Origin of the sequence: Serratia nevei, assembly GCF_037948395.1 — a bacterium.
GTDB lineage: Bacteria > Pseudomonadota > Gammaproteobacteria > Enterobacterales > Enterobacteriaceae > Serratia > Serratia nevei.
This window is the reverse complement of record NZ_CP149940.1, coordinates 601252-625410: the sequence shown is the minus strand read 5'-3', so window position 1 is coordinate 625410 and position 24159 is coordinate 601252. Positions and strand designations below refer to the sequence as shown.

Sequence of the window (24159 nt, the reverse complement as noted above, 5' to 3'; positions counted from 1 at the left end):
CCCCCAGGCGCCGCATGCGGCGCCTTTTTTTATTCCCGCGCCAGCTCGCGCGCGTAGTCATCAAACGCCGGGTGCTGCAGCACCACATCGATAAAACAGGCCAGCGCCGGGGAATTCAGCTTGCGGCTCGGGTAGACCAGATACAGCTCATTACCCTCCGCGCGCCACGCCGGCAAGACTTCCACCAACAGCTTCTGCGCCACCACCTCGCGGCTGAGAAACGCCGGCAACAACGTGATCCCCGCACCGGCGATAGCGCATTCACGCGCATACAGCAGGTTGTCGGTGGTGTGCGCCAGCGGCAGCTGCCAACGGTAATAGTCGTCGCCGCAGCGCAGATTCCAGGCCGTCCAGGCGCGGTGGGCGATGCAGCGATGCTGTTGCAGCTGCTGCGGGTGTTCGATCGGCGGATGCTGCGCCAGATAGGACGGCGCCGCCAACAGATAGCGCGGCGCATACCCGAGACGGCGACCGATCAGCGAAGAATCCTGCGGCTTGCCGGTGCGCAACGCGGCATCGAAGCCTTCCTGTACCAGATCCACCATGGCATCGGACACCGACACCTCCAGCGAAACGTCCGGGTACTGGCGCTGAAAATCCGCCGCCAGCCGCGCCACCAGGGTCGCCCCCAGCCCGGCGGGCGTCGAGATGCGCAGGCGGCCGCTCGGGTTATCGCGCAGCCGCTGCAGCGCCAGATCGGCGCGTTCGGCGGCGGACATCATCGCCTGACAATGTTCCAGATAACGCTCACCGGCGAAGGTCAGGTTCAGCTGGCGCGTGGTGCGGTTGAGCAAGCGCAGCCCCAGCGTCTGTTCGAGCTGGCTGATGCGCTGGCTGACGCTGGATTTCGGCAATCCCACGCGCTGTGCGGCGGCGGTGAAGCTGCCGCACTCCGCCACCAGCGCGAACAGCGCCATGTCCTGCAGCTGTTTGAATTCCATTGTTCACCTTAAACGAACACTCAGTTAGATATTGTCCATCTTATCACCCCACTGCCGCGGGTCTACACTGGGGGCATCATTTGAAAGGAGTACAATCATGTCGATAAAAGCCATTGCCGTAGACCCGCAGAACCCCGCCGGTTTCATCGAAATTTCACCGGATATGCCGGTTCCCGGCCAGTACGATCTGCTGGTGGAGGTGAAAGCCGTGTCGGTCAACCCGGTGGACACCAAAGTGCACGCCGGTCTGCAGAAAAGCGGCCTGCAGCAGCCGCGCATTCTCGGCTGGGACGCCAGCGGCATCGTGGTGGGCGTGGGCAGCGGCGTCAGCGGCTTCAAGCCCGGCGATGAAGTCTGGTACGCCGGCGACATCACCCGTCCCGGCAGCAACAGCAGCCACCAGCTGATCGACTCACGCATCGCCGCGCACAAGCCGCGCAGCCTGAACTGGGCCGAGTCCGCCGCCCTGCCGCTCACCGCCCTCACCGCCTGGGAGGCGCTGTTCGAACACCTGAACATTCAGAATGCGCCGGAGCACAAGACGCTGTTGATCATCGGCGGCGCCGGCGGAGTCGGCTCGCTGGCCATTCCGCTGGCCGCATTGCGCAGCAAGGTGAAAGTGATCGCCACCGCCTCAAGGCCGGAATCCGCCGCCTGGTGCCGTGAACGCGGCGCCGATCTGGTGGTGGACTACCGCGATCTGAAAGGCAACCTGGCTCAGCACGGCATCGAGCAGGTGGATTACATCCTGTGCCTGAACGATACCGACGGCCACTGGCCGGTGATGGCCGAGCTGGTCGCGCCGCTGGGCCATATCTGCACCATCGTCGAGAACGCGCAGCCGTTGGATCAAAACGCGCTGAAGCTGAAAAGCGCCGCGCTGCACTGGGAATTCATGTTCACCCGCAGCATGTTCACCACCCCGGACATCGCGCAGCAAGGCAAGATCCTGCAGCAGATGGCGCAGTTGCTGGACGAAGGCAAGCTGAGCACCACGCTGAGCGAAACCCTGCACGGGCTGTCGGTAGACACGCTGACCGCCGCGCATCGACAGTTGCTCGGCGGCCATATGCAAGGCAAGCTGGTTATCGCTTACTAAGTCTGAATCGCGGCGGCGCCCTGCGCCGCCGTTACTGCGGGCGGACGAAGCCGACGCACAGCGTCTGCTCGTCGGCATGCGGATCGGCGCGGAACGTCAGCGTCTGCTGCCAATCGAGGCGCATCTTCGGCCAGTGGGCCAACTCACCGCCGAAGTCGCTGTGCGCGCAGTCTTCGCCCAACCGGCCGAACAGGGCGACGCCGTGCTGCGCAATCTGCGGATAGCTGATGTTGACGTTGTAGATATTCGGGCGCGTATGATTGGACCAACGCGTAATGGTCTGCGGCCGGGAACCGGCGTACACCGTCATCCACTGCGACAGGTATTCGCCGCCAACGTAGCGTAGATCGACGCCATACCGCTCCTGCCACTGCCGCTCCACCCCGGCGCTGAACGCCTTGATACCCACCATTTTCTGGCCGGCGTTGCGCACGTTGCCCACCATCACTGCGGCATACCCCAGATAGACCGCCAGCGCTGCGCACATCAGCCCGAGGGTCGCCGCGCGCAGTGAACGCACCGGCGGCTGACGCACGCAGCCGACCAGCAGCGCGGGCGCCAGCATGAAGAACGGCTGCAGCCACTCGGTCAACCGGCCGCCGACGTTGAAGGAGAACCAGAAAGTGATAATGCCGAGCGGCAACAGATAGATCCACAACAGCACCCGCATCGGCAACGCCGATGGCCAGGCCAGCACCGCCCCGCTGCGCCGCAGGATCGCCCACAGCACCAGCGACGGATAGAACACCAGCAGCAGCGACTGCAGCATGTCGAGGTTGAGCTGCATCTTGATCTGCGAATCCACCCATTTGAAGGCGGCAAAGTCGTGGTTCCAGAGCCAGAACACGTTCGGCAACACCAACGCCAGCCAGATCGCCACCGCCAGATAGAACTGCGGCTGCCGATAGCAGCGGCGGACCTGCGGTACGAACAGCGTCGACAGCGCCACGAAATAGACGAAGGCGAAGGTCGAGTATTTCGCCATCATCGCCAGACCGGCCACCAACGCGAAGGCCGGCCACCAGTTGGCCGAACGCGAGATCGCCATGTGGAAGAACAGCGCCATCCACGGCCACAGCATCACCAACAGGTAGTTGTCGTTGTAGGGAATAATGTCGAAATTGATGATGCCGGACAGGTTGAGCGTCAGCAGCGCCATCCAGGCCAGCGAGGTGCTGCCGCTCAGGCGCCGCGCCAACAGCCAGACGCCCAACATGCCGATGGCGATGGCGATGAAGTGCCCGCCATACCAGTAAACGTTCAGCGGCAGCCACGACAGCCAGATCGCCGGATGCATCGCCGCACCGACCAGCCACGGATTTTTCGGTGAGCCCCACTCGCCGTTGAGGCCCCAGTTGAGCGCCTCGACGGCGTCGTAAGGCAGGGTAGGATCGAGATGAACAGTCAGCAGCGTCCAGGCTGCGGCATAGCAGACCAACCAGAGAGCGAGTAAGCGATAAGACATGTCTTCTTCTAAGCGTTATTGTAAAGAAAATCTTAACTTAGTCGCTGTCGAATGAACCATGTTTAAACAAGCCGTTAAATGTGCGCCTGGGTGGCGTTTCTGCCGCATCGATCGCACATTACGCTAATTTTACTCAGCCTGCCGCGTGACGATGGGCGGGCGCGCTCAACCGGCCGGCGTCCGCCGCCAGCAGCTGTTGCACCAGCTCGACGCAGCGCAGGAAACGCTCTTCGTAATCGCTGGACTCAACGTGCACGTACTCGATGTTGTTGGCGCGCAGCATCTCCTCCAGCAGGCGCTGGAACGCCAGGCGATCGGCGGTGCTGCCGAGGCTGCGCAGGCCGTCCGCCACCCACGGCGTGTTGTTTTCCAGCAGGATCACCAGATCGAAACGGTATTCGTCGATCAGCGCCTGCACGAAGGGGTGTTCACGCCCTTCGTACTTTTTGCAAAATGCCTGCGTAGTCACGAAATCGGTATCGATAAACGCCACCTTGTTGGCGTACTTGACCGCGAAATCCACGTATTGCGCCTGCCCGAGGGCAATTTTGTCGTAGTCGGAATACTGCAGCGCCATCTCGTCGCCGCCCAGGTGCGAAAACACGTAATCGCGGCCATATTCCCAGGCACTGGTGGTGTTGAAGATGTTGGCCAACTTGTTGACCAACGTCGACTTGCCGCTCGATTCGCCGCCGAGGATCGCTACGGTGCGCACGAAGAACGGCTTCACCTCGGTCGGGATGTAGTCCCAATAGCGGAACGGATCTTGGCGGATCTGATTGCCGCTGATGTTCATGAACGAACGCTCGGGGTCGACCAAAATGGTTTCGATGCCCAGATGCTCGCGGTAGCGCGGCGCATCCTGCGCTTCGCTGGAATAGATGAAGCTCGGCACGATGCCCTTCTGTTCCATAAAGGCCTTCATGCCGTCGCTCCACACGTTCCAGCCGTGCGGATAGGGTTCGATGCCCTGTTCGTCGAACGAGTGGATATGGATGTTTTTCTGGTACTTGAAGGTCTGCAGCAGCCAGCGCAGGCGATCGCTGACCGTCGGCTGTTGCGACATCGAACTGTTCTCGAACAGCTCGCGATCGCGCGGCTCGTCATGGCACAAGATAACGTGCAGCTCGTCCACCTGGCTGCAGGCGCGCTGGATCAGGTAGATGTGGCCGGTGTGCAGCGGGTAAAATTTACCAAACACCACGCCGACTTTAACCTCTTTACGCGGGAACTCCAGCCCGAGAAAACGGTGCAGCGCCTCGAGCTTTTGCGCGCTCGGGCTTTTGATCTTGTCGTTCAACAGCTGGCTGAGATAGCCTTTGGTCATGCCGCTGGCATCCGCCACCTGCTGCAAAGTACAGCCCTTTTGCTTAATGGACGTCTTCAGGTAATCAAATTGCGGCATGGCCACCTCCGTTTAGTATGCTAAACAAAATAGCATATCTTTCTCGCCGTCGGCGACATTAATAAAACTCTTCCAGCACGTCCAGCGCGTCCGCCAGCTTCTTGACCCCGAACACCTGCATGTTGGCCGGCGGCTTCTTCGGCATGTTGCCGTGCGGCACGATGGCGCGCTTGAAGCCGTGCTTGGCCGCTTCGGAGATGCGCTCCTGGCCGCTCGGCACCGGGCGGATCTCCCCCGCCAACCCCACTTCGCCGAACACCACCAGATCGTTCGGCAGCGGCCGATCGCGCAGGCTCGAAACCAGCGACATCAGCAGCGCCAGATCGGCGCTGGTCTCGCTGACCTTTACCCCGCCGACCACGTTGACGAACACGTCCTGATCCGACATCTGCAGCCCGCCGTGCCGGTGCAGCACCGCCAGCAGGATCGCCAACCGGTTCTGCTCCAGGCCCACCGCCACGCGGCGCGGGTTGGACATCATCGAGTGATCCACCAGCGCCTGGATCTCCACCAGCAGCGGCCGGGTACCTTCCCACACCACCATCACCGAGCTACCGGAGGTGACTTCGTCGCCGCGGCTGAGGAAGATCGCCGAAGGGTTGCTGACTTCGCGCAGCCCCTGTTCGGTCATGGCAAACACGCCCAGCTCGTTGACCGCGCCGAAGCGGTTCTTGTGGCTGCGCAGAGTGCGGAAGCGGGAATCGGCGTCGCCATCCAGCAGCACCGAACAGTCGATACAGTGTTCCAGCACTTTCGGCCCGGCCAGCGAGCCGTCTTTGGTGACGTGGCCGACCATGACGATCGCCACGCCGCGCGTCTTGGCGAAGCGCGTCAGATAGGCGGCGGTTTCCCGCACCTGCGCCACGCTGCCCGGCGAAGACTGAATGTCCGCCATGTGCATCACCTGGATCGAGTCGATCACCATCAGCTTCGGCTGCTCCTGCTCGGCGATCAGGCAGATCTGCTCGATGCTGGTTTCCGACAGCATGTTCAGGCCGCCGGTCGGCAGCCCCAGACGGTGAGCGCGCATCGCCACCTGCTGCAGCGACTCCTCGCCGGTGACGTACAGGGTTTTCATCTGTTCGGACAGTTTGCACAGCACCTGCAGCAACAGGGTGCTCTTGCCGGCGCCGGGGTTGCCGCCGATCAGAATGGCGCTGCCGGGCACCACGCCGCCGCCCAGCACGCGGTCGAACTCGAGAAAGCCGGTGGTGAAGCGCGGCAGAGCCTCAAGGCTGATTTCCGACAGCTTCTGTACCTTGCTGACGCCGGCGTCGCCGGCATAACCGCTGAGGCGATCGTTGCGCGCCGCTGCGGGCGACGCGGCCAAACGCACTTCCGTGATGGTGTTCCAGGCATGACAGGCGCTGCACTGCCCCTGCCAACGCGGATAGTCCGCCCCGCACTCATTGCACACAAATGCCCGTTTTGCCGCTTTTGCCACGTCTTACCTCAATCTTTCGTTATCGCACTTCGTGTTTCAGGCTGCCGGTGAGAATACACAGCACGCCCATCAGATCCGCATGCCGGATCGCCACCTGCGCTTTTTCATACACTTTCGGTTTGGCGTGGTAGGCGATGCCCAACCCCGCCGCCTGCATCATTTTCAAATCGTTGGCGCCGTCGCCGATGGCCACGGTCTGCGCCAGCGGGATCTCAAGCTTCTCCGCCAGCCGCAGCAGCGTGTCGGCTTTGAACTGTGCGTCCACCACCGGCCCCAGCACTTCGCCGGTCAGCTTGCCGTCGCGGATCTCCAGCTCATTGGCCGCTGCCGCCACCAGCCGCAGCCGGTTGCGCAGGTATTCGGCATAGTAGGTGAAGCCGCCGGAGGCGATCGCCACATGCCAGCCCATCGCCTGCAGCTTGCCCACCAGGCTGGTCAGCCCCGGCATCAGCGGCAGCTCGTCGCGCACCTGCTTGAGGATGTTGGCGTCGGCCCCTTTCAGCGTGCCGACGCGCTGGCGCAGGCTGGCGGTAAAGTCCAGCTCGCCGCGCATCGCGCGCTCGGTGACTTCCGCCACCTGCTCGCCGACGCCCGCCAGCTTGGCGATCTCGTCGATGCACTCGATCTCGATCGCCGTCGAATCCATGTCCATCACCAGCAGCCCCGGCGTGCGCAGGTGTGGGATCTTGCCGAGCGGCGCCACGTCCAGCCCGCTCTCCGCCGCCAACAGCTTGGCGCGCGGCGTCAACGTGCCCGCCAACCGCACCACCTGATAGTCGTCCACGCCCCAGGCGGTGACGATCACCATCGCCGCGCCGAGCTTACGTTGGAATTGCGTAATGCGCGCCTTGTCCAGCTTTCTGCCGTATAACAGCCACCCGGTATTGCCCGCCCGGTAGTCCAGCGGCATCACTTCGTCGCCGCTGAGCGAAAGGGGAAGACCCGGCCATTGAGAGATCTCCGCCGGAAGATCGCAATAGGTCAGACTGTTTGACATCATTGACTCCTGAATGGACAAAAACGCTGCATGATAAAACGACGCATCAAGCTATCCTATCGCCAGCGGTTCTGGCAACATAAAGTGTCCCCGATGCCCAAGGAACCTGCATGGCTCGCGCTAAACTGAAATTTCGCCTGCACCGCACCGCTATTATCCTGATTTGCCTGGCTTTGCTGGTGCTGCTGATGCAGGGCGCCTCTTATTTTAGCCTGAGTCACCAAATGGCGCGATCCGAGCAGGTTGAAGAACTGGCGCAGACGCTGACCAAACAGGTCGCCTACAGCCTGGCGCCGCTGCTGGACGACGACGGCAACACCCCGCGCATCGACGCCATCCTCAAGCAGCTCACCGATCACAGCCGCATTCTCGACGTCAGCGTGTATCAGCTGGACGGCACGCTGGTCTCCCACGCCGGGGAACAGATAAGTATACGCGATCGCCTGTCGCTCGACGGCAAACGCGCCGGCAGCTACTTCAACCACCAGTTGGTCGAATCCATTCAGGGCAAAGACGGCCCGATCGGCTTTATCCGCATCACCCTCGACACCCACGTGTTGGCGACCGAATCCAAGCAGGTGGACAACACCACCAACCTGCTGCGCCTGATGATCCTGCTGGCGCTGGCGATCGGCATCATTCTGGCGCGCACCCTGCTGCAACACCGCCGCAGCCGCTGGCAGCAGTCGCCGTACCTGTTGACCGCCAACACGCCGTTGGCAGAAGGCAATACGGTGGAAGACGACGAAGAGGATGCGCCGGAGAAAAAACAGGAAGCGCCGAAGCAGGGGTAACTCAGGCTGGGCGCTGAATGCGCTCGTGCCGTTTTCTTGTCCTTTCGGTGAATAGATTGTCCGTAACAACGGGATCCACAACCAATTGAAAGGTAAAGCGTTAGCCAAAACTGGCCAAGCGGAATGAATAGATTGACGGGCGGGCGCCATGATGACGCCCGCCGGGGTATTACGCTTTGTCGCCCAGCAGCACGGATTCCAGCGCGATAACGATCATTTCGTTAAAGGTGGTCTGGCGTTCCGCCGCCGTGGTCGCTTCGTGACGCAGGATGTGGTCGGACACGGTGCAGATGGTCAGCGCCTTGCAGCCGAACTCTTCGTACAGCTCCGCCGCCACGCCGTAGATGCCGGCCGCTTCCATTTCCACGCCCAGGATGCCGTACTTCTTCATCACCTGGAACATGTCCGGATCCGGCGTGTAGAACAGATCGGCGGAGAAGATGTTGCCCACGCGCGCCGGGATGCCCTGCGCCGCCGCCGCGTCGACCGCGTTGCGCACCATGTCGAAGTCGGCGATCGCCGCGTAGTCGTTGTCCTTGAAGCGCAGACGGTTCACCTTGGAGTCGGTGCACGCGCCCATGCCGATCACCACGTCACGCAGTTTGATATCGTCACGCACCGCGCCGCAGGAGCCCACGCGAATGATCTTCTTCACGCCGAATTCGGCGATCAGCTCACGCGCATAGATGGAGCAGGACGGGATGCCCATGCCGTGGCCCATTACGGAGATGCGGCGGCCTTTGTAGGTGCCGGTGAAGCCCAACATGCCGCGCACGTTGTTCACTTCCACTGCGCCTTCCAGGAAGGTTTCGGCGATGTATTTTGCACGCAGCGGATCGCCCGGCATCAGTACTACGTCAGCGAAATCACCCATCTCAGCATTAATGTGCGGCGTAGCCATAATTTTCTTCCTTTAGAAATCTTATTTAATAAAAACGTCAAACATCTAAGCCTTGAATGTCGAGTTGCAGCCAGGCAGCTAGCGGGTGAATCCCCAGGAGCTTACTTGAGTAAGTGACTGGGGTTCACGCGTGAAGCTAACAACGCTGCGGCTTGAAAGACAGGGCTTAGAACATGCTCTTACCGTAATCCATCGGCGACAGGCCAAAATAATTGGCGACGGTCTGGCCGATGTCGGCAAAGGTCTCGCGGTGGCCCAGCGAGCCCGGCTTCACTTTCGGGCCGTAAACCAGCACCGGGATGTGTTCGCGGGTGTGGTCGGTGCCCGGCCAGGTCGGGTCGCAGCCGTGGTCGGCGGTGAAGATGATGATGTCTTCGTCTTTCACCAGCTTCAGCAGCTCCGGCAGGCGGCGGTCGAACAGCTCCAGCGCGGCAGCGTAGCCCGCCACGTCGCGGCGGTGGCCATAGGAGGAGTCAAAGTCCACGAAGTTGGTGAACACGATGGTGTTGTCGCCGGCCTTTTCCATTTCGATCAGGGTCGCGTCGAACAGCGCGTCGATGCCGGTCGCCTTCACCTTCTTGGTGATGCCGACGTTGGCGTAGATGTCGGCGATTTTACCGATCGACACCACTTCACCACCTTTCTCGTCCACCAGCTTTTTCAGCACGGTCGGCGCCGGCGGCTCTACCGCCAGATCGTGGCGGTTGCCGGTGCGCTGGAAGTGGCCCGGCTTATCGCCGACGAACGGACGCGCGATCACGCGGCCGATGTTGTAGCCGCCTTCGGTCAACTCTTCACGCGCGATTTCGCACAGCTCATACAGGCGATCCAGGCCGAAGGTTTCTTCATGGCAGGCGATCTGGAACACCGAGTCGGCGGAGGTGTAGAAAATCGGCTTGCCGGTTTTCATGTGCTCTTCGCCCAGCTGATCGAGGATCACGGTGCCGGACGAGTGACAGTTGCCCAGGTAACCCGGCAGCTTGGCGCGCTCGACCAGCTTGTCCAGCAGTGCCTGCGGGAAGCTGTTGTGCTCGTCCGTGAAGTAGCCCCAGTCGAACAGCACCGGCACACCGGCGATTTCCCAGTGGCCCGACGGCGTGTCTTTACCGGAAGAGAGCTCGCTGGCGTAAGCGTAAGCGCCGATGATGTCGGCGTTGCGGTCCAGCCCCTGCGGGAAGTTGCCGGTGGACTCTTCCGCCGCTTTACCGAGGCCCAGACGGCTCAGGTTAGGCAGCGTCAGCGGCCCCTGGCGGCCCACGTTGGCCTCACCGCGCGCGCAAACCTCGGCGATGTGGCCCAGGGTGTCGGAACCCTGGTCGCCAAAACGTTCGGCGTCTTCGCTGGCGCCGATGCCGAAGGAGTCCAATACCATAATAAATGTGCGTTTCATCTGTGCTCTCCTGCGTGTTCTCACGCTTTGGACGGCCGCGAAAAAGCCGCGGCCGTTCCTGATTCTTGGGTTATTCCGTGATGCGCTTATACACCACCGGCGTCGCTTCCGGCGCCTTGTCGCTCAGCGTCATTGCGCTGCGCACCGCATCGGCCGCCTGCTGCCAGCTCTCTTCATCGTTGGCGTGGATCATCGCCAACGGCTGCTGGGCATCCACTTTATCACCCAGGCGCGCCACTTCGGTCAGCCCAACGCTGTAGTCGATGGCGTCGCTCGCCCGGCGACGGCCGCCGCCCAGCGAAACCACCGCCATGCCCAGCGCGCGGGTATCCATGGCGCTGATGATGCCCGGCTTTTCAGCATACACCGGCTTGCTCAGCGTTGCCGCCGGCAGATAGCTATCGTAGCGTTCGACGAAGTCTATCGGCCCCTGCTGCGCCGCCACCATGCGGCCAAACACCTCCGCCGCCTTGCCGTTGTCCAGCACCGCCTGCAGTTTGGCGCGCGCGTCGGCCTCGTCTTGCGCCAGGCCGCCGGACAGCAGCATTTCCACGCACAGCGCCAGCGTCACTTCCAGCAGGCGCGGGTTGCGGTATTCGCCGGTCAGGAAGCGCACCGCTTCGCGCACTTCCACCGCGTTGCCGGCGCTGGAGGCCAGCACCTGGTTCATGTCGGTCAGCAGCGCGGTGGTCTTGCAGCCCGCGCCGTTGGCCACGCCGACGATCGCCTGCGCCAAATCTTGCGACAGCGCATAGGTCGGCATAAAGGCACCGGAGCCGACCTTCACGTCCATCACCAGCGCATCCAGCCCTTCCGCCAGCTTCTTGGCCAGAATGGAGGCGGTGATCAGCGGAATCGAATCCACGGTAGCGGTAATGTCGCGGGTGGCATAGAAACGTTTGTCCGCCGGCGCCAGCGAGCTGGTCTGGCCGATGATCGCCACGCCGACGTCCTGAATGATTTTGCGGAAGGCGTTATCGTCCGGGAAAATATTGAAGCCCGGAATGGCTTCCAGCTTGTCCAGCGTGCCGCCGGTATGCCCCAGGCCGCGGCCGGAGATCATCGGCACATAGCCGCCGCAGGCCGCCACCATCGGGCCGAGCATCAGCGAGGTCACGTCGCCCACGCCGCCGGTCGAATGCTTGTCGACGATCGGGCCGTTCAGCGCCAGACTCTTCCAATCCAGCACGGTACCGGAATCGCGCATCGCCATGGTAAGCGCCACGCGCTCCGGCATGCTCATGTCATGGAAATAAATGGTCATCGCCAGCGCGGCGATCTGCCCTTCCGACACCACGTTGTCGCGAATGCCGTTGATGAAAAAGCGGATTTCCGCTTCGCTTAACGGCTGGCCGTCGCGTTTTTTACGAATAATTTCTTGAGCCAGGAACAAAGCATCCCCCTGTGTCGCCGAGAGTCGGTGCAGACGGGCGCGCCTGGCGCCCGCCAACGAAATCGATCAGTAGCCGCCGCCGGCGGTCTGGGTCTGGTGGCCCAGCGCGGTCAGCAAGCTGGCCAGCAGGCTGGAAGCGCCAAAGCGGAAATGCCGCGCATCGGCCCAGCCTTCGCCCAGAATACGATCGGCAAGTTGCAGATAATGCAGCGCATCCTCTGCGGTGCGCACGCCGCCGGCCGGCTTGAAGCCCACCGTCTTCGCCACGCCCAGATCGCGGATCACCGACATCATCAGCTCGGCGCTTTCCAGCGTGGCGTTGACCGGCACCTTGCCGGTGGAGGTCTTGATAAAGTCCGCCCCGGCCTTGATGGCGATTTCGGACGCCTTGCGGATCAGGTCGGCCTGCTTCAGCTCACCGGTTTCGATGATCACTTTCAGCAGCACGTTGGCCGCCTGACAAGCCTGCTTGCACTGTTTCACCAGCTCGAAGCCGACCTGTTCGTTGCCGGCGATCAGCGCGCGGTAAGGGAACACCACGTCCACTTCATCCGCGCCATAGGCGATGGCCGCGCGGGTTTCCGCCAGCGCGATGTCGATATCGTCGTTGCCATGCGGGAAGTTGGTCACGGTGGCGATACGGATATCCGGCGTGCCTTGCTCACGCAGCGCCTTGCGCGCTACCGGGATAAAACGCGGGTAGATGCAGATGGCCGCCGTGTGGCCGGCCGGGCTGTTGGCCTGACGACAGAGGGCGATTACTTTCTCGTCGGTGTCATCATCATTCAGCGTGGTTAAATCCATCAGGTTCAGCGCACGTTGCGCTGCTGCGGTTAATTCGGTCATAAAACTCTCCAACTGAGTACCTGGGTGTTGGCGAGCGGACTTGGTTCCATGAAGATAGCGCAGGGGAACGGCGTTCCCTCGGCGGCAACTGAGATCCTTCTCACCGCACATGGCCACCCGCCTTGCGGCCGGCCAGTAATAGCTATTTGAACACGAATGCCAAGGGCGATTCGCGTTCATCGTCACACTATATGAAATAGCACTGTAACAGACCGGAATTATATGTGAAGAGCATCACAAAATAACGCGATATCGTTCACAAATTCGCTAAAGAAGCGGCTGAAGATCGCGGGTGCGGCAAGCACCCGCGTTGCTTAGAGTATAGGCGGAGTCCCGCGATCGGTCGCGCCGTCGCGGGCTCCGGGATGGCTTACAGCGCCAGGAAGAAACCGGCGATGGTGGCGCTCATCAGGTTGGACAGCGTGCCCGCCGCCACGGCCTTCAGACCGAAACGCGCGATGTCGTGGCGACGGTTGGGCGCCATGCTGCCCAGACCGCCCAGCAGGATCGCCACCGAGGAGAGGTTGGCGAAGCCGCACAGCGCGAAGGAGATGATCGCCTTGGTATGGGCCGACAGCACCTGCAGGCCTTCCGCAGCCACCACGTCGTCCGGACGCAGATAGGCGCCGAAGTTCATGTAGGCGACGAACTCGTTGACGATGATCTTCTGGCCGATAAACGAACCGGCGGTCATCGCCTCGCTCCACGGCACGCCGATCAGGAAGGCGATCGGCGAGAACACCCAGCCGAGGATCAGTTCAAGCGACAGCTGCGGATAATCGAACCAGCCGCCGATACCGCCGAGAATGCCGTTAAGCAAGGCGATCAGCGCGATAAACGCCAGCAGCATCGCACCGACGTTCAGCGCCAGCTGCATGCCGGAAGCCGCGCCGGAAGCCGCCGCGTCGATCACGTTGGCCGGACGATCTTCTTCGGCGATCAGCTTCATCGCATCGTCTTTATCGTGGGTCTGCTCGGTTTCCGGCACCATCAGCTTGGCGAACAGCAGCCCGCCCGGCGCGGCCATGAAGGACGCGGCAATCAGGTATTCCAGCGGCACGCCCATCTGCGCGTACCCTGCCAGCACCGAACCGGCTACCGAGGCCAGGCCGCCGCACATCACGGCGAACAGCTCTGACTGGCTCATGGTGGCGATATACGGGCGCACCACCAGCGGCGCTTCGGTCTGGCCAACGAAAATGTTGGCGGTCGCCGACAGCGATTCGGTGCGCGAGGTGCCCAGCAGCTTGTGCAGGCCGCCGCCCAGCACGCGGATCACCAACTGCATGATGCCGAGGTAGTACAGCACCGCAATCAGCGAGGAGAAGAACACGATCACCGGCAGAACGCGCAGCGCGAACACGAAGCCGCCGCCGCCGAACACCTCGAACATCTTGTCGGACACCAGCCCGCCGAAGATGAACGAAATGCCCTGATTGCCGTAGGCGATAACGTTTGCCACGCCGTTAGACATACTGCCGAGGATGCTGCGGCCCAGCGGCACATACAGCACCAGCGCGCCGATGCCGATCTGGATGATGAACGCCCACACGACGGTGCGCAGTTTAATGGCCCGGCGGTTGCTGGAGAGCAGCACCGCAATGGCGATCAGCACCGCCATACCGACCAGACTCATGATGAGTTGCATGCAAAGTTTCCCTGTTGCAAAAAATAAAGTACATCCCTGCTCATGAAGAGAGGTCTGCTATTGGAGTGTTTCGGGGGGGATTATACTGAGCGAGGTCACCCTCGCACCGATTTATGTCACAAATGTATACAACGAGACGCAAATGAAAATCTTATAACGTGACGCAAGTCACGTTATAAACCCATCAATCCGGCATGGCGAACAGTGCCTGAGTATTGCGTTGCAGGTGGGCGGCGATCTCGTCGGCCGGTTCCGGCCGCAGCTCGCACAGCGTTTGAAACACCTCGGCGGCGCGTTCGGGGCGATTCGGCTGCCCCTGATAGCCGGCCAGCGGCATGTCCGGCGCATCGGTCTCCAGCAGCAGCGCCTCGAGCGGCAGCTGCGCCATCACGCCGCGCGTTTTTTGCGCCCGCTCATAGGTGATGGTGCCGCCCACGCCGATGTAATAGCCAAGGCGGATAAAGGCCTGCGCCTGCGACAGGCTGCCGGCGAAGCCGTGCACCACGCCGCGACGCGGCAACTGCATGCGCCGCAGCGCCGCGGCCAGCTGATCGTGGGTGCGACGCGAATGGAGGATCACCGGCAGGTCATGCTGTTTCGCCAGCCTCAGCTGGGCCAGCAGCACGCTTTGCTGGCGCTCGAACTGCGGGTTGTCCATATACAGATCGAGCCCGATCTCCCCCACTGCCACCAGCTTGCGCGGCCGTTCGGCCAGCAGCGTTGCCAGCTGCTCCAACTGCGGCTCATGATGCTGCGCGATATACAGCGGGTGCAGCCCCAGCGCGGCGAACAGCGGCGCGTGATCTTGCGCCAGTCGCAGCACCCGGGCAAAGCGATCGGCGGTGACCGTCGGGACGATGATGCGCTGCACGCCGGCGCTTGCCGCCCGCGTCAGGCTCTCGGCCTCATGCCCGGTAAAGGGCGGAAAATCGAAATGGCAGTGAGTATCGGTAAAGGCGTAACTCACAGCGCCCCCCCTTCACCCGGCGGCAAATCACCCGGCAGAATGATCTTCGGCGCCGCTACCGCGGCCTCCGGCTGCGCGCCCAGCTCGGACGGCATGACGATATCGGTCACGATCGGCGAAGGCATTCTGACGTTCTCCGGCTGGATCAGGCGGCGCGACAGCGCTTTTTTCACCTTCATGCCGTCCGGCTCCGGCTGCGCCATCCACTGGCCGACGGTGGCCAGGAAGTATCGGCCGCAGCGGCGCCCCAGGTGATAATCCTGATTGAGCGACCCCAGTCGGCTGCCCAGCGCATTGCTGGCCAGCGGCTTCGGCGGAAAGATTTCGAAGATCCGCAGCTTGCCCGGCGGCTTCTCGATAAAGCGCTGGATGCGGTGATAGCTTTGCTCGTGATGCTGCAGGATACGCACCATCTGCTGCAGGCTGCTGTCGCTCAGCCAGTGCTCCATGCGCTTCATCCACTGCGGGGTGTAGTACATCTGCGAGGGCACGGTGCGGATCACCACGATGGTGTCAGCGCCGCGACGATAGGCCTCTTCCACCGGGATCGCATCGCTGATGCCGCCGTCCTGATAGCTGACGCCGTCCAGCTCCACGCCCTGGCGATAAAAACCGGGAATGGCGCTGGAGGCCTTAATGGCCGGCAGCCAGCGTTCGCGCTGCGCCGGCAGGTAGGTCGGCTCAAAGTCATCGCTGCGGCAGGCGCACAGCAGGAACTCGCGCCCGTCGGTAAAGTGCTGTTCCGCCACGTCCATCGCCAACGGCATCTGCGCCGCCGCCGTATCGACCAGCCAATCGAGATCGATGAGATGCCCGCCGCGCACGAAGCGCAGCGGATTGAAGAACTGGGCAGAAGTGGTGTAACGGGTGATCACTCGACGTGCGTAACCCACCTGCCCGCAGATATAGGCGGAGAGATTCTGGGCACCGGCCGACGTGCCGATCAGCAGATCGAAAGGGTTAAAGCCCGCACGCTGAAACTCGTCCAGCACGCCGGCGGTGAAAATGCCGCGCTGGCCGCCGCCTTCGCAGACCAGCGCCATCTTGCCTGGCCGAAAGGGTTTAGACGCCAGCGGTTCTATATTGCCGAGCGTGATGGGTATTCTGTATCCCAACTTGGCATCCTCAGTGAGACGTTTTCTCCGAGGATACCGCGTCTCGCTCTCTTCCGTAATCCTCTTGCAGTACGCCGGCGAGGAAATCGTTGCTGCCGGTCAGCCAGGCATAATCGCTGCCTGACCATTCTGCCCACGCCTGCCATACCTGGCCTTTCAGCTGTTTCCAGCGCCCGACGATGATGTCGCTGTTCATGGCCGGCCCTCCCCGACGTGAGAAAAGGAGTTAAGCTTTGTTACAGTTTACGGGAAAATGCCCGCCGGCTAAGGGCGACGGCGGCCGGTGAACAGGCTGACCAGGAACAGGATGATGCCGACAACGAACACGATTTTAGCCGCCCAGGCAGCGGTGCCCGCCAACGAACCGAACCCCAGCGCCGCAGCGATAAGCGCGATGACTAAAAAGATAATGCCCCAACGAAACATAAGCTTCTCCTTACCATTGTGAAAAAATTCGCTGCCATCTACCACCCCGACAACGGGACGTCGACGGCAAATCAGTTTCTTTTTTTGGTGTTACATGCCGGGCCGCCTTCACGGCCCGACAGATGCGGCTTGTTGTTGCTTGTTACGGGTGCCTAGCGGAATTACTGCTTGACCACCAGGTCGTTTTTCACGCTTTTCACGCCGTCGATGGCCTTGGCGATGCTTTCCGCACGCTCAGACTGCGCCTGCGTTTTCACCTCACCGGAAAGCTGCACCACACCATCGGTGGTTTCCACTTTCACATTGCGCGACGGCACGATGTCATCGGCCAGCAGCTTGGCTTTCAGCTCGCTGGTAGTGGCGGTGTCGCCGGCATACGATTTGATCGACTGGTTGGCTTCATCTTTCACGTGCAGCTTGTCGCTGACGGTCTTGACGCCTTCCACCTTACCGGCGACCGCGACCGCATGCTCCGCCTGCGCCTGGCTGCCGACGAACCCACTCAGGATCACGGTGCCTTTTTCGGTTTTCACCGAAATGTCAGAACTTTTGATGGTCTTATCTTCCACCAACGCACTTTTAACTTTAGCCGTTATCGCGCTGTCATCCATGTAACCGTCAACTTTTTTCATGGAGCTATCGATTTTGGCACCGGCACTATCCGCGGCGTTAGACGCCTTGTTGAGCAGACTGTCTTCGGCCAGCGCACTGCCGCTTACCAAAGCAGAACCCAATACGACAGCCATCAGCGAGTGTGCAAATTTGGTCTTTTTCATCGATCTCTTCCTTTTGTTGGGGGCTCTCGACGCCAAAGCGCCGGAACCCTGCGGCCACCTTCACGCGGCCTTCTCGGTAAATACTTCATCATCGCTATACGATTAAGCGTTCACGACAGGAGTGTTGCAACGGCCGTGCCAACTCAAAAAATACCTTAATTATCAAAGATAAAAATCTTTCAGTCGGATTTTTAATCAAAAAACTGTCGTCTATTGACGACAGGCTAAGTTACACAAAACTGAAATATGGCTATCTCATTGATATTTAAAGACACTGACTGTCTCCTATCGGCAACACATCAGAATAACTCACCAAACAAATAGCGTATTACAGTGATTTACTCTCAAGCAATGTGCGGACATCTCGTTAAAGATAGACCATCAGACGGAAAACGCAGGCCGAACGAACATCGCCTGGCGATAGCGGTTCGCAGGATAAAATATGAGGAAGATTTATTAATTAGCGCAGTGAGGATAGGAGAAGCGTGCAGGGCGCACTGGGCGCCCTGCCGAGCGATCAGTGTTCGCGGGTTTTGCGGAAGGTCACGTCAGGATAGCGTTCCTGCGTCAGGTTGAGGTTCACCATGGTCGGCGCGATGTAGGACAGGTTGTCCCCGCCGTCCAGCGCCAGGTTGATCTCGTTCTTGCGCTTGAACTCTTCGAACTTCTTCACGTCGTCGCACTCGACCCAGCGCGCGGTCGACACGTTGACCGATTCGTACAGCGCTTCCACGTTGTACTCGCTCTTCAAACGCGCCACCACCACGTCGAACTGCAGCACACCGACCGCGCCGACGATCAGATCGTTGTTGGCGATCGGACGGAACACCTGTACCGCGCCCTCTTCGGACAGCTGCACCAGCCCCTTCAGCAGCTGTTTCTGCTTCAGCGGATCGCGCAGGCGAATGCGGCGGAACAGCTCCGGCGCGAAGTTCGGAATACCGGTGAACTTCATGTCTTCACCCTGGGTGAAGGTATCGCCGATCTGAATGGTGCCGTGGTTGTGCAGGCCGATGATGTCGCCCGGGTAGGCTTCTTCCACGTGCGAACGGTCGCCGGCCATAAAGGTCAGCGCGTCGGAGATCACCACGTCTTTGCCGGTGCGCACCTGGCGCAGCTTCATGCCCTTCTCGTAGCGGCCGGACACCACGCGCATAAAGGCCACGCGGTCGCGGTGTTTCGGATCCATGTTAGCCTGGATCTTGAAGACGAAACCGGTGAATTTCTCTTCCGCCGCCGTCACTTCGCGGGTGTCGGTTTTGCGCGGCATCGGCGCCGGCGCCCAGGCCACCAGGCCGTCCAGCATGTGATCCACGCCGAAGTTACCGAGTGCGGTACCGAAGAACACCGGGGTCAGCTCGCCGCTCAGGAAGGCCTCCTGATCGAACTCGTGGGAAGCGCCCTGCACCAGCTCCAGCTCATCGCGCAGCTGCGCCGCCAGATCTTCGCCCACCGCCGCATCCAGCTCCGGGTTGCCCAGGCCTTTGACGATGCGCACTTCCTGGATGGTGTGGCCTTTACCGGTCTGATACAGGTAGGTTTCATCCTTGTACAGGTGGTAAACGCCCTTGAACAGCTTGCCGCAGCCGATCGGCCAGGTGATAGGCGAGCAGGCGATCTTCAGTTCGCGCTCGACTTCATCCATCACTTCCATCGGATCGCGGATGTCGCGGTCCAGTTTGTTCATGAAGGTCAGGATCGGCGTGTCGCGCAGACGGGTGACTTCCATCAGCTTACGGGTACGATCCTCAACGCCCTTGGCGGCGTCGATCACCATCAGACAGCAGTCGACGGCGGTCAGGGTACGGTAAGTATCTTCGGAGAAGTCTTCGTGCCCCGGGGTATCCAGCAGGTTAACCAGGCTGTCGCGGTACGGGAACTGCATCACGGAGGTGGTGATCGAGATCCCACGCTGCTTTTCCATTTCCATCCAGTCGGATTTGGCGTGCTGGCTGGAGCCACGGCCTTTTACCGTACCGGCGGTCTGGATCGCCTGTCCGAACAGCAGCACTTTTTCGGTAATGGTGGTTTTACCGGCATCGGGGTGCGAGATGATGGCGAAAGTTCTTCTTTTGGAGACTTCGCGGGCAAATTCACTAGGAGACATGGTTTTCAGGTTCTACGGTTAGTCCGCCCTGCGACATCATCAGAACGCGCCGATCGCGGCGCCGGGCAAAGCGGTGAATAAAAGATAACAGCCGGGCATTTTCGCCGATTTGCCAACCGGTGACAATCAATGCTTTTACCGGCCGGGCGGATTACGCCAGCGGCAGCGCCATCACGATCGCGTCTTCGCGGCCGTGGATGCTCGGGTAATAATTGCGGCGCACGGTGACCTCGTTGAAACCGAGATCTTCATACAGTGCGATCGCCGCCTGGTTGGAGGCGCGCACCTCCAGCCACAGCGTCACCACGCCACGGCTCTCCAGCTGTTCGATCACCGCGTTGAGCAGCAGGCGGCCAAAGCCCCGGCGCTGCCACCGCGGATGAATGGCGATGTTGAACAGCGTGGCTTCGTCCAGCACGATCTGCGTGATGGCGAATCCCGCCATTTCCCCATCGGCGTTCAGCTTCAGGTTAAGGTAGCGATCGCCCTGATTGCTGGCGAAGGTGGTTTCCGTCCAGGGGAAAGCGTGGCTGGCTTGCTCAATGGTGAAGGCCGTGGCCAGGTCGGCCGCCGTCAGGGTAGAAATCGTGTTCATGATGACAAATCTGCTGCCAGAGGGCGCGTTTGGCCCCCGCGTCTTGGGAAAGCTCGGCCAGCGCCGGGCTGTATAGCTGCGCGCCGGCGACCGCAAGCGGTTCCGCCACGCCCAGCCGCCAACTGTTGCATGCGGTCTCTTCAGGCAGCATCGCCGCCTGTTCCGGCGTCAGGCTGTAGGTTTGCGCCGGCGTCAGCCCCAGGCTGAGCAGCACGTCGCAAAACAGCGGATCGTCGGACGCGGGCAGCGTCTGCGCCACCACCAGCAGGCGCGCCTCGGGCGGCAGACTGACCGCCACTTCGCCCTGCAACACGCTCGGGCGGCGCAATGTCCACTGCGTAATACCCAGTTGTTGTAACAGCCAGTCGCGTTTTGATGCCATGCCGATTCCTACCCGTTGTGGTGCGCCATGCCTGCCATGCGCCGCGCTATGCTAACAAACCCGCGCAGCCCGCGCCAACAAACCCGTCGAACATATCGCCACAAAGCTCTATAATCCCCGGTCTCATTTCCAGGAGCCAATATCTGATGTCTGCATTAACCCCCGCCAGTGAAGTCATGCTGCGCCACAGTGATGAATTTATCGAACGCCGCGTGCTGTTTGCCGGCGACCTGCAGGACAGCCTGCCGGCCCAATTCGAGGCCGCGGACGTGCGCGTCCACACTCAGCAATACCATCACTGGCAGTTACTGAACCGGACGATGGGCGATAACGTGCAGTTCGGTTTGACCATCGATCCCGCTTTCGTCGCCAACTGCGATACGCTGGTTTACTACTGGCCGAAGAGCAAGCAGGAAGCGCAATTCCAGCTGTGCAACATCCTGGCGCTGCTGCCGGTGGGCGTAGACGTGTTCGTGGTCGGTGAAAACCGCAGCGGCGTGCGCAGCGCCGAGCCAACGCTGGAAGGCCACGTTGCGCTGGTGAAAATCGACAGCGCGCGCCGCTGCGGCCTGTATCACGGCCGTCTGGACGCACAGACCGAATTCGACCTGAACGACTGGTGGGACAGCTATCAGCTGCACGATCTGGAAGTGAAAACGCTGCCGGGCGTGTTCAGCCGCGACGGCCTGGACGTCGGCAGCTCGCTGCTGCTGTCGACGCTGGAAAAACACATGAAAGGCAAGGTGCTGGACATCGGCTGCGGCGCCGGCGTGATGGCCTCGGTGATGGCCAAGCTGTCGCCGAAGGTGAAACTGACCCTCAGCGACGTCAACGCCGCCGCGGTGGAATCCAGCCGCGCGACGCTGGCCGCCAACGGCATCGAAGGCGAAGTGATCGTCAGCAACGTTTACTCCGACATCACCGGCCGTTTCGACATGATCATCTCCAACCCGCCGTTCCACGACGGGCTGCAAACCAGCCTGACCGCCGCTGAAACCCTGATCCGCGGCGCGGTGAAACACCTGCCGATCGGCGGCCAGCTGCGCATCGTCGCCAACGCCTTCCTGCCATACCCGGACATTCTGGACGCCACCTTCGGCAGCCACGAAGTGCTGGCGCAGAACGGCCGCTTCAAGGTGTATCAGGCCACCGTCGGCCGCCCACCGCGCGCGCCGAAGAAGAAATAATTCGCCGTTGGCGGAAAACGACAGAGCGCGGCCTGAGGCCGCGCTTTTTTTTAGCCGTTGATATAGGCCATCGACTCGGCGCCGTAGCGATCGCCGGCCGCTGCACTCAGCGGAAACACCGCTTCGATCGCCGCCAGTTCGGCCGCGCTCAGCGTTATCTCCGCCGCCGCGACGTTCTCTTCCAGATAGCGACGGCGTTTGGTGCCGGGGATCGGCACGATGTGCTCGCCCTGCGCCAACACCCAGGCCAGCGCCAGCTGTGAAGGCTTGACGTCCTTCTGCGCCGCCAGCTCACCCACCTTCTCCACCAGCGCCAGGTTGCGGGCGAAGTTTTCGCCCTGGAAGCGCGGATTGCCGCGGCGGAAATCGTCCTCGGCCAGATCCTCCGGCCGCCGGATAGCGCCGGTAAGGAAACCGCGCCCTAACGGGCTGTAAGGCACAAAGCCGATCCCCAGTCGCTCACAGGCGGCCAGCACGCCCTGTTCAGCATCGCGCGTCCACAGCGAATACTCGGTCTGCAACGCCGTGATCGGATGCACCTTGTGCGCCCGCTCCAGCGTGGCGACCGACGCCTCGCTCAGGCCGATATGGCGGATCTTGCCTTCGCGGATCAGATCCGCCATCGTGCCGACGACGTCTTCGATCGGCACCTGCGGATCGACCCGATGCTGATAATAAAGATCGATCTCCTCTACGCCCAAGCGCCGCAGGCTGCCTTCCACCGAGCGCCGGATATACTCGGGCCGGCTGCTGACGCCGCGCGCCGAAGGATCCGCCGGATCGCGCAGGATGCCGAACTTGGTAGCCAGGAACACCTGTTGCCGTTTGCCCTTGATCGCTTCCCCCACCAACTCTTCGTTGGTGTGCGGACCATACATGTCGGCGGTGTCGAGCAGCGTGACGCCCAGCTCCAGCGCCCGGTGCAGCGTGGCGATGGCCTCCTGCCGATCGGCGCCGGTAGAGTAGAAGTCGCTCATGCCCATGCATCCCAGCCCCAGGGCGGAGACGACGGGACCGTGGGAACCCAGTTTACGTTGTTGCATTGTGCAGCCCTCATGCGATGAACGGATAACGCAGCAAAGTCTGGTTGTTTACGCTACAAAGATAAATAATGCAGATCGCACATCACTGTTCAAAAATCACCAATAATCCGGAGTGGACATGGATCAGGTTCAAGCCATGCGCATTTTTACCCGCATCGTCGAACTGGGTAGCTTCAGTCGGGCGGCCGAGCGCCTGCAGCTGCCGCGCGCCACGGTCAGCAACGCGCTGAAACGGCTGGAGCAGCGGCTGGGCGTGCGCCTGCTGATCCGCACCACCCGCCAGGTACAGGTGACCAGCGAAGGCAGCCTTTACTATCAACGCTGCGTACAGCTGCTGGGGGCGCTTGAGGAAGCTGACACGCTGTTCAGCCACCATAAGCTGCAGCCGTCCGGCAAAGTGCGCATCGATATGCCCCATTCGCTGGCGCGCCAGATCGTCATTCCGGCGCTGGACGACTTTTACCGGCGCTATCCCGACATCACGCTGGCGCTGGGTGCCAACGACACCCACGTCGATCTGTTACGCGAAGGCGTAGACTGCGTGCTGCGCGCCTGGGAAACCGAAGACGACAGCCTGGTGGCGCGGCGCATCGCCCAGCTGCCGCAGATCACCTGCGCTTCCCCCGCTTACCTGCAGGCCAGCGGCACGCCGCTCGACATCGATAGCCTGGCGCCGCACCGCGCGGTAGGGTATTTTTCCCTGGCCAGCAACCGCGATTATCCGCTGGAATTCTGCCGTGGCGGCAAGGTGGAACTGCGCGAACTCCCTGCCCGGCTGAGCGTCAGCGGCGCCGACGCTTACATCGCCGGCGCGCGTGCCGGCATGGGGTTGATTCAGGCGGCGCGCTATTCACTTGCTCCCTGGCTGGAACGGGGCGAACTGGTGGAAGTGTTGGCGGACACGCCACCTCCGCCGATGCCGATTTACATCATGTATCCACCCGGCCGTTTCCTGGCGCCACGGGTCAGGGTGTTGATTGATTGGCTGATTTGGCTGTTTGACCAGCAGAAAAGCGGCGATATGGCTGTTTTTCCAGCAAACGCCCGCAAAGCGGGGAAATAACTGTTGACGTGCCCGCCAAAATCTCTAGAATTCGCCTCCGTGGTAACGTTACTCCGGTAATGTTTCTGGTACGCGAAGGTGGCGGAATTGGTAGACGCGCTAGCTTCAGGTGTTAGTGTCCTTACGGACGTGAGGGTTCAAGTCCCTCTCTTCGCACCAAATAACCACATGATTT

General features: G+C 61.5%; 23 protein-coding genes and 1 tRNA gene. 5 read left to right on the top strand and 19 right to left on the bottom strand.

What is annotated here, in order from left to right:
- Positions 1–29: 29 nt before the first annotated feature.
- Positions 30–941 (bottom strand): LysR family transcriptional regulator, encoded by a 912-nt coding sequence (locus V8N38_RS02910; RefSeq protein WP_038878520.1) that lies wholly within the window; start codon positions 939–941, stop codon positions 30–32.
- A 97-nt stretch (positions 942–1038) separates the two neighbouring features.
- Here V8N38_RS02910 and V8N38_RS02905 point away from each other — a divergent pair, with 97 nt between their 5' ends.
- A complete protein-coding gene (locus tag V8N38_RS02905) occupies positions 1039–2040 on the top strand; it encodes a zinc-binding alcohol dehydrogenase family protein (protein WP_147839719.1) in 1002 nt (333 codons plus the stop codon).
- 31 nt (positions 2041–2071) lie between these two features.
- On the opposite strand, the gene V8N38_RS02900 is transcribed toward V8N38_RS02905, so the two are convergent.
- The 4 genes from V8N38_RS02900 to serB all read right to left on the bottom strand — a co-directional run bounded on the left by V8N38_RS02900 (position 2072) and on the right by serB (position 7351).
- Complete coding sequence (locus V8N38_RS02900; RefSeq protein ID WP_060440797.1) at positions 2072–3505, bottom strand: glycosyltransferase family 39 protein; 1434 nt, start codon at positions 3503–3505, stop codon at positions 2072–2074.
- Positions 3506–3638: 133 nt separating this feature from the next.
- Positions 3639–4910, bottom strand: coding sequence for a multifunctional transcriptional regulator/nicotinamide-nucleotide adenylyltransferase/ribosylnicotinamide kinase NadR (gene nadR / locus V8N38_RS02895; RefSeq protein ID WP_049198077.1), 1272 nt, complete (start codon positions 4908–4910; stop codon positions 3639–3641).
- A 58-nt stretch (positions 4911–4968) separates the two neighbouring features.
- Positions 4969–6354 (bottom strand): DNA repair protein RadA, encoded by a 1386-nt coding sequence (gene radA / locus V8N38_RS02890; protein ID WP_025159617.1) that lies wholly within the window; start codon positions 6352–6354, stop codon positions 4969–4971.
- Positions 6355–6373: 19 nt separating this feature from the next.
- Positions 6374–7351, bottom strand: a complete 978-nt coding sequence (serB, locus tag V8N38_RS02885; RefSeq protein WP_016929162.1) for a phosphoserine phosphatase — start codon at positions 7349–7351, stop codon at positions 6374–6376.
- 110 nt (positions 7352–7461) lie between these two features.
- Here serB and V8N38_RS02880 point away from each other — a divergent pair, with 110 nt between their 5' ends.
- Complete coding sequence (locus V8N38_RS02880) at positions 7462–8145, top strand: YtjB family periplasmic protein (RefSeq protein WP_060422328.1); 684 nt, start codon at positions 7462–7464, stop codon at positions 8143–8145.
- Positions 8146–8314: 169 nt separating this feature from the next.
- Here the strand turns inward: V8N38_RS02880 and deoD are convergent, their stop codons facing one another.
- The 13 genes from deoD to V8N38_RS02815 form a co-directional block, all read right to left on the bottom strand.
- Positions 8315–9046 carry a purine-nucleoside phosphorylase gene (gene deoD, locus V8N38_RS02875; RefSeq protein WP_004933059.1) on the bottom strand — a complete coding sequence of 244 codons (732 nt, stop codon included), beginning with the start codon at positions 9044–9046 and terminating at the stop codon, positions 8315–8317.
- Between the two features lie 166 nt (positions 9047–9212).
- Positions 9213–10436, bottom strand: a complete 1224-nt coding sequence (gene deoB / locus V8N38_RS02870; RefSeq protein WP_049198074.1) for a phosphopentomutase — start codon at positions 10434–10436, stop codon at positions 9213–9215.
- A 70-nt stretch (positions 10437–10506) separates the two neighbouring features.
- On the bottom strand, positions 10507–11829 hold the full coding sequence (gene deoA / locus V8N38_RS02865) for a thymidine phosphorylase (RefSeq protein ID WP_019454991.1): 1323 nt from the start codon (positions 11827–11829) through the stop codon (positions 10507–10509).
- A gap of 66 nt (positions 11830–11895) precedes the next feature.
- Positions 11896–12675, bottom strand: a complete 780-nt coding sequence (gene deoC / locus V8N38_RS02860) for a deoxyribose-phosphate aldolase (protein WP_004933072.1) — start codon at positions 12673–12675, stop codon at positions 11896–11898.
- 370 nt (positions 12676–13045) lie between these two features.
- Positions 13046–14323 (bottom strand): NupC/NupG family nucleoside CNT transporter, encoded by a 1278-nt coding sequence (locus V8N38_RS02855; RefSeq protein WP_038881921.1) that lies wholly within the window; start codon positions 14321–14323, stop codon positions 13046–13048.
- Between the two features lie 184 nt (positions 14324–14507).
- Positions 14508–15290: a TatD family hydrolase gene (locus tag V8N38_RS02850; protein ID WP_060422321.1), complete on the bottom strand. Its 783-nt coding sequence runs from the start codon at positions 15288–15290 to the stop codon at positions 14508–14510.
- Positions 15287–16405, bottom strand: a complete 1119-nt coding sequence (locus V8N38_RS02845) for a patatin family protein (RefSeq protein ID WP_060422316.1) — start codon at positions 16403–16405, stop codon at positions 15287–15289. The genes V8N38_RS02850 and V8N38_RS02845 overlap by 4 nt, the downstream gene beginning before the upstream one ends.
- A 10-nt stretch (positions 16406–16415) precedes the next feature.
- Positions 16416–16601 (bottom strand): CsbD family protein, encoded by a 186-nt coding sequence (locus V8N38_RS02840; RefSeq protein ID WP_147839718.1) that lies wholly within the window; start codon positions 16599–16601, stop codon positions 16416–16418.
- 68 nt (positions 16602–16669) lie between these two features.
- A complete protein-coding gene (locus V8N38_RS02835) occupies positions 16670–16831 on the bottom strand; it encodes a DUF1328 domain-containing protein (protein ID WP_004857650.1) in 162 nt (53 codons plus the stop codon).
- Positions 16832–16992: 161 nt separating this feature from the next.
- Positions 16993–17607 carry a molecular chaperone OsmY gene (gene osmY, locus V8N38_RS02830; RefSeq protein WP_087762942.1) on the bottom strand — a complete coding sequence of 205 codons (615 nt, stop codon included), beginning with the start codon at positions 17605–17607 and terminating at the stop codon, positions 16993–16995.
- A 517-nt stretch (positions 17608–18124) separates the two neighbouring features.
- Positions 18125–19714, bottom strand: coding sequence for a peptide chain release factor 3 (gene prfC, locus V8N38_RS02825; RefSeq protein WP_087762943.1), 1590 nt, complete (start codon positions 19712–19714; stop codon positions 18125–18127).
- Between the two features lie 151 nt (positions 19715–19865).
- Complete coding sequence (gene rimI / locus V8N38_RS02820; RefSeq protein ID WP_087762944.1) at positions 19866–20309, bottom strand: ribosomal protein S18-alanine N-acetyltransferase; 444 nt, start codon at positions 20307–20309, stop codon at positions 19866–19868.
- Positions 20254–20691 carry a DNA polymerase III subunit psi gene (locus V8N38_RS02815; RefSeq protein WP_060440801.1) on the bottom strand — a complete coding sequence of 146 codons (438 nt, stop codon included), beginning with the start codon at positions 20689–20691 and terminating at the stop codon, positions 20254–20256. Before V8N38_RS02815 ends, rimI begins: the two co-directional genes overlap by 56 nt.
- Before the next feature lie 146 nt (positions 20692–20837).
- On the opposite strand from V8N38_RS02815, the gene rsmC reads away from it, so the two are divergent.
- Complete coding sequence (rsmC, locus tag V8N38_RS02810; protein ID WP_087762945.1) at positions 20838–21878, top strand: 16S rRNA (guanine(1207)-N(2))-methyltransferase RsmC; 1041 nt, start codon at positions 20838–20840, stop codon at positions 21876–21878.
- A gap of 50 nt (positions 21879–21928) precedes the next feature.
- On the opposite strand, the gene V8N38_RS02805 is transcribed toward rsmC, so the two are convergent.
- Positions 21929–22921, bottom strand: a complete 993-nt coding sequence (locus V8N38_RS02805) for an aldo/keto reductase (protein ID WP_087762946.1) — start codon at positions 22919–22921, stop codon at positions 21929–21931.
- Between the two features lie 118 nt (positions 22922–23039).
- Between V8N38_RS02805 and V8N38_RS02800 the strand changes: the two genes are divergently transcribed.
- Both V8N38_RS02800 and V8N38_RS02795 read left to right on the top strand, forming a co-directional pair.
- Positions 23040–23984 (top strand): LysR family transcriptional regulator, encoded by a 945-nt coding sequence (locus V8N38_RS02800; protein WP_147839717.1) that lies wholly within the window; start codon positions 23040–23042, stop codon positions 23982–23984.
- 72 nt (positions 23985–24056) lie between these two features.
- Positions 24057–24143, top strand: a tRNA-Leu gene (locus tag V8N38_RS02795).
- The last annotated feature ends 16 nt before the right edge of the window (positions 24144–24159 follow it).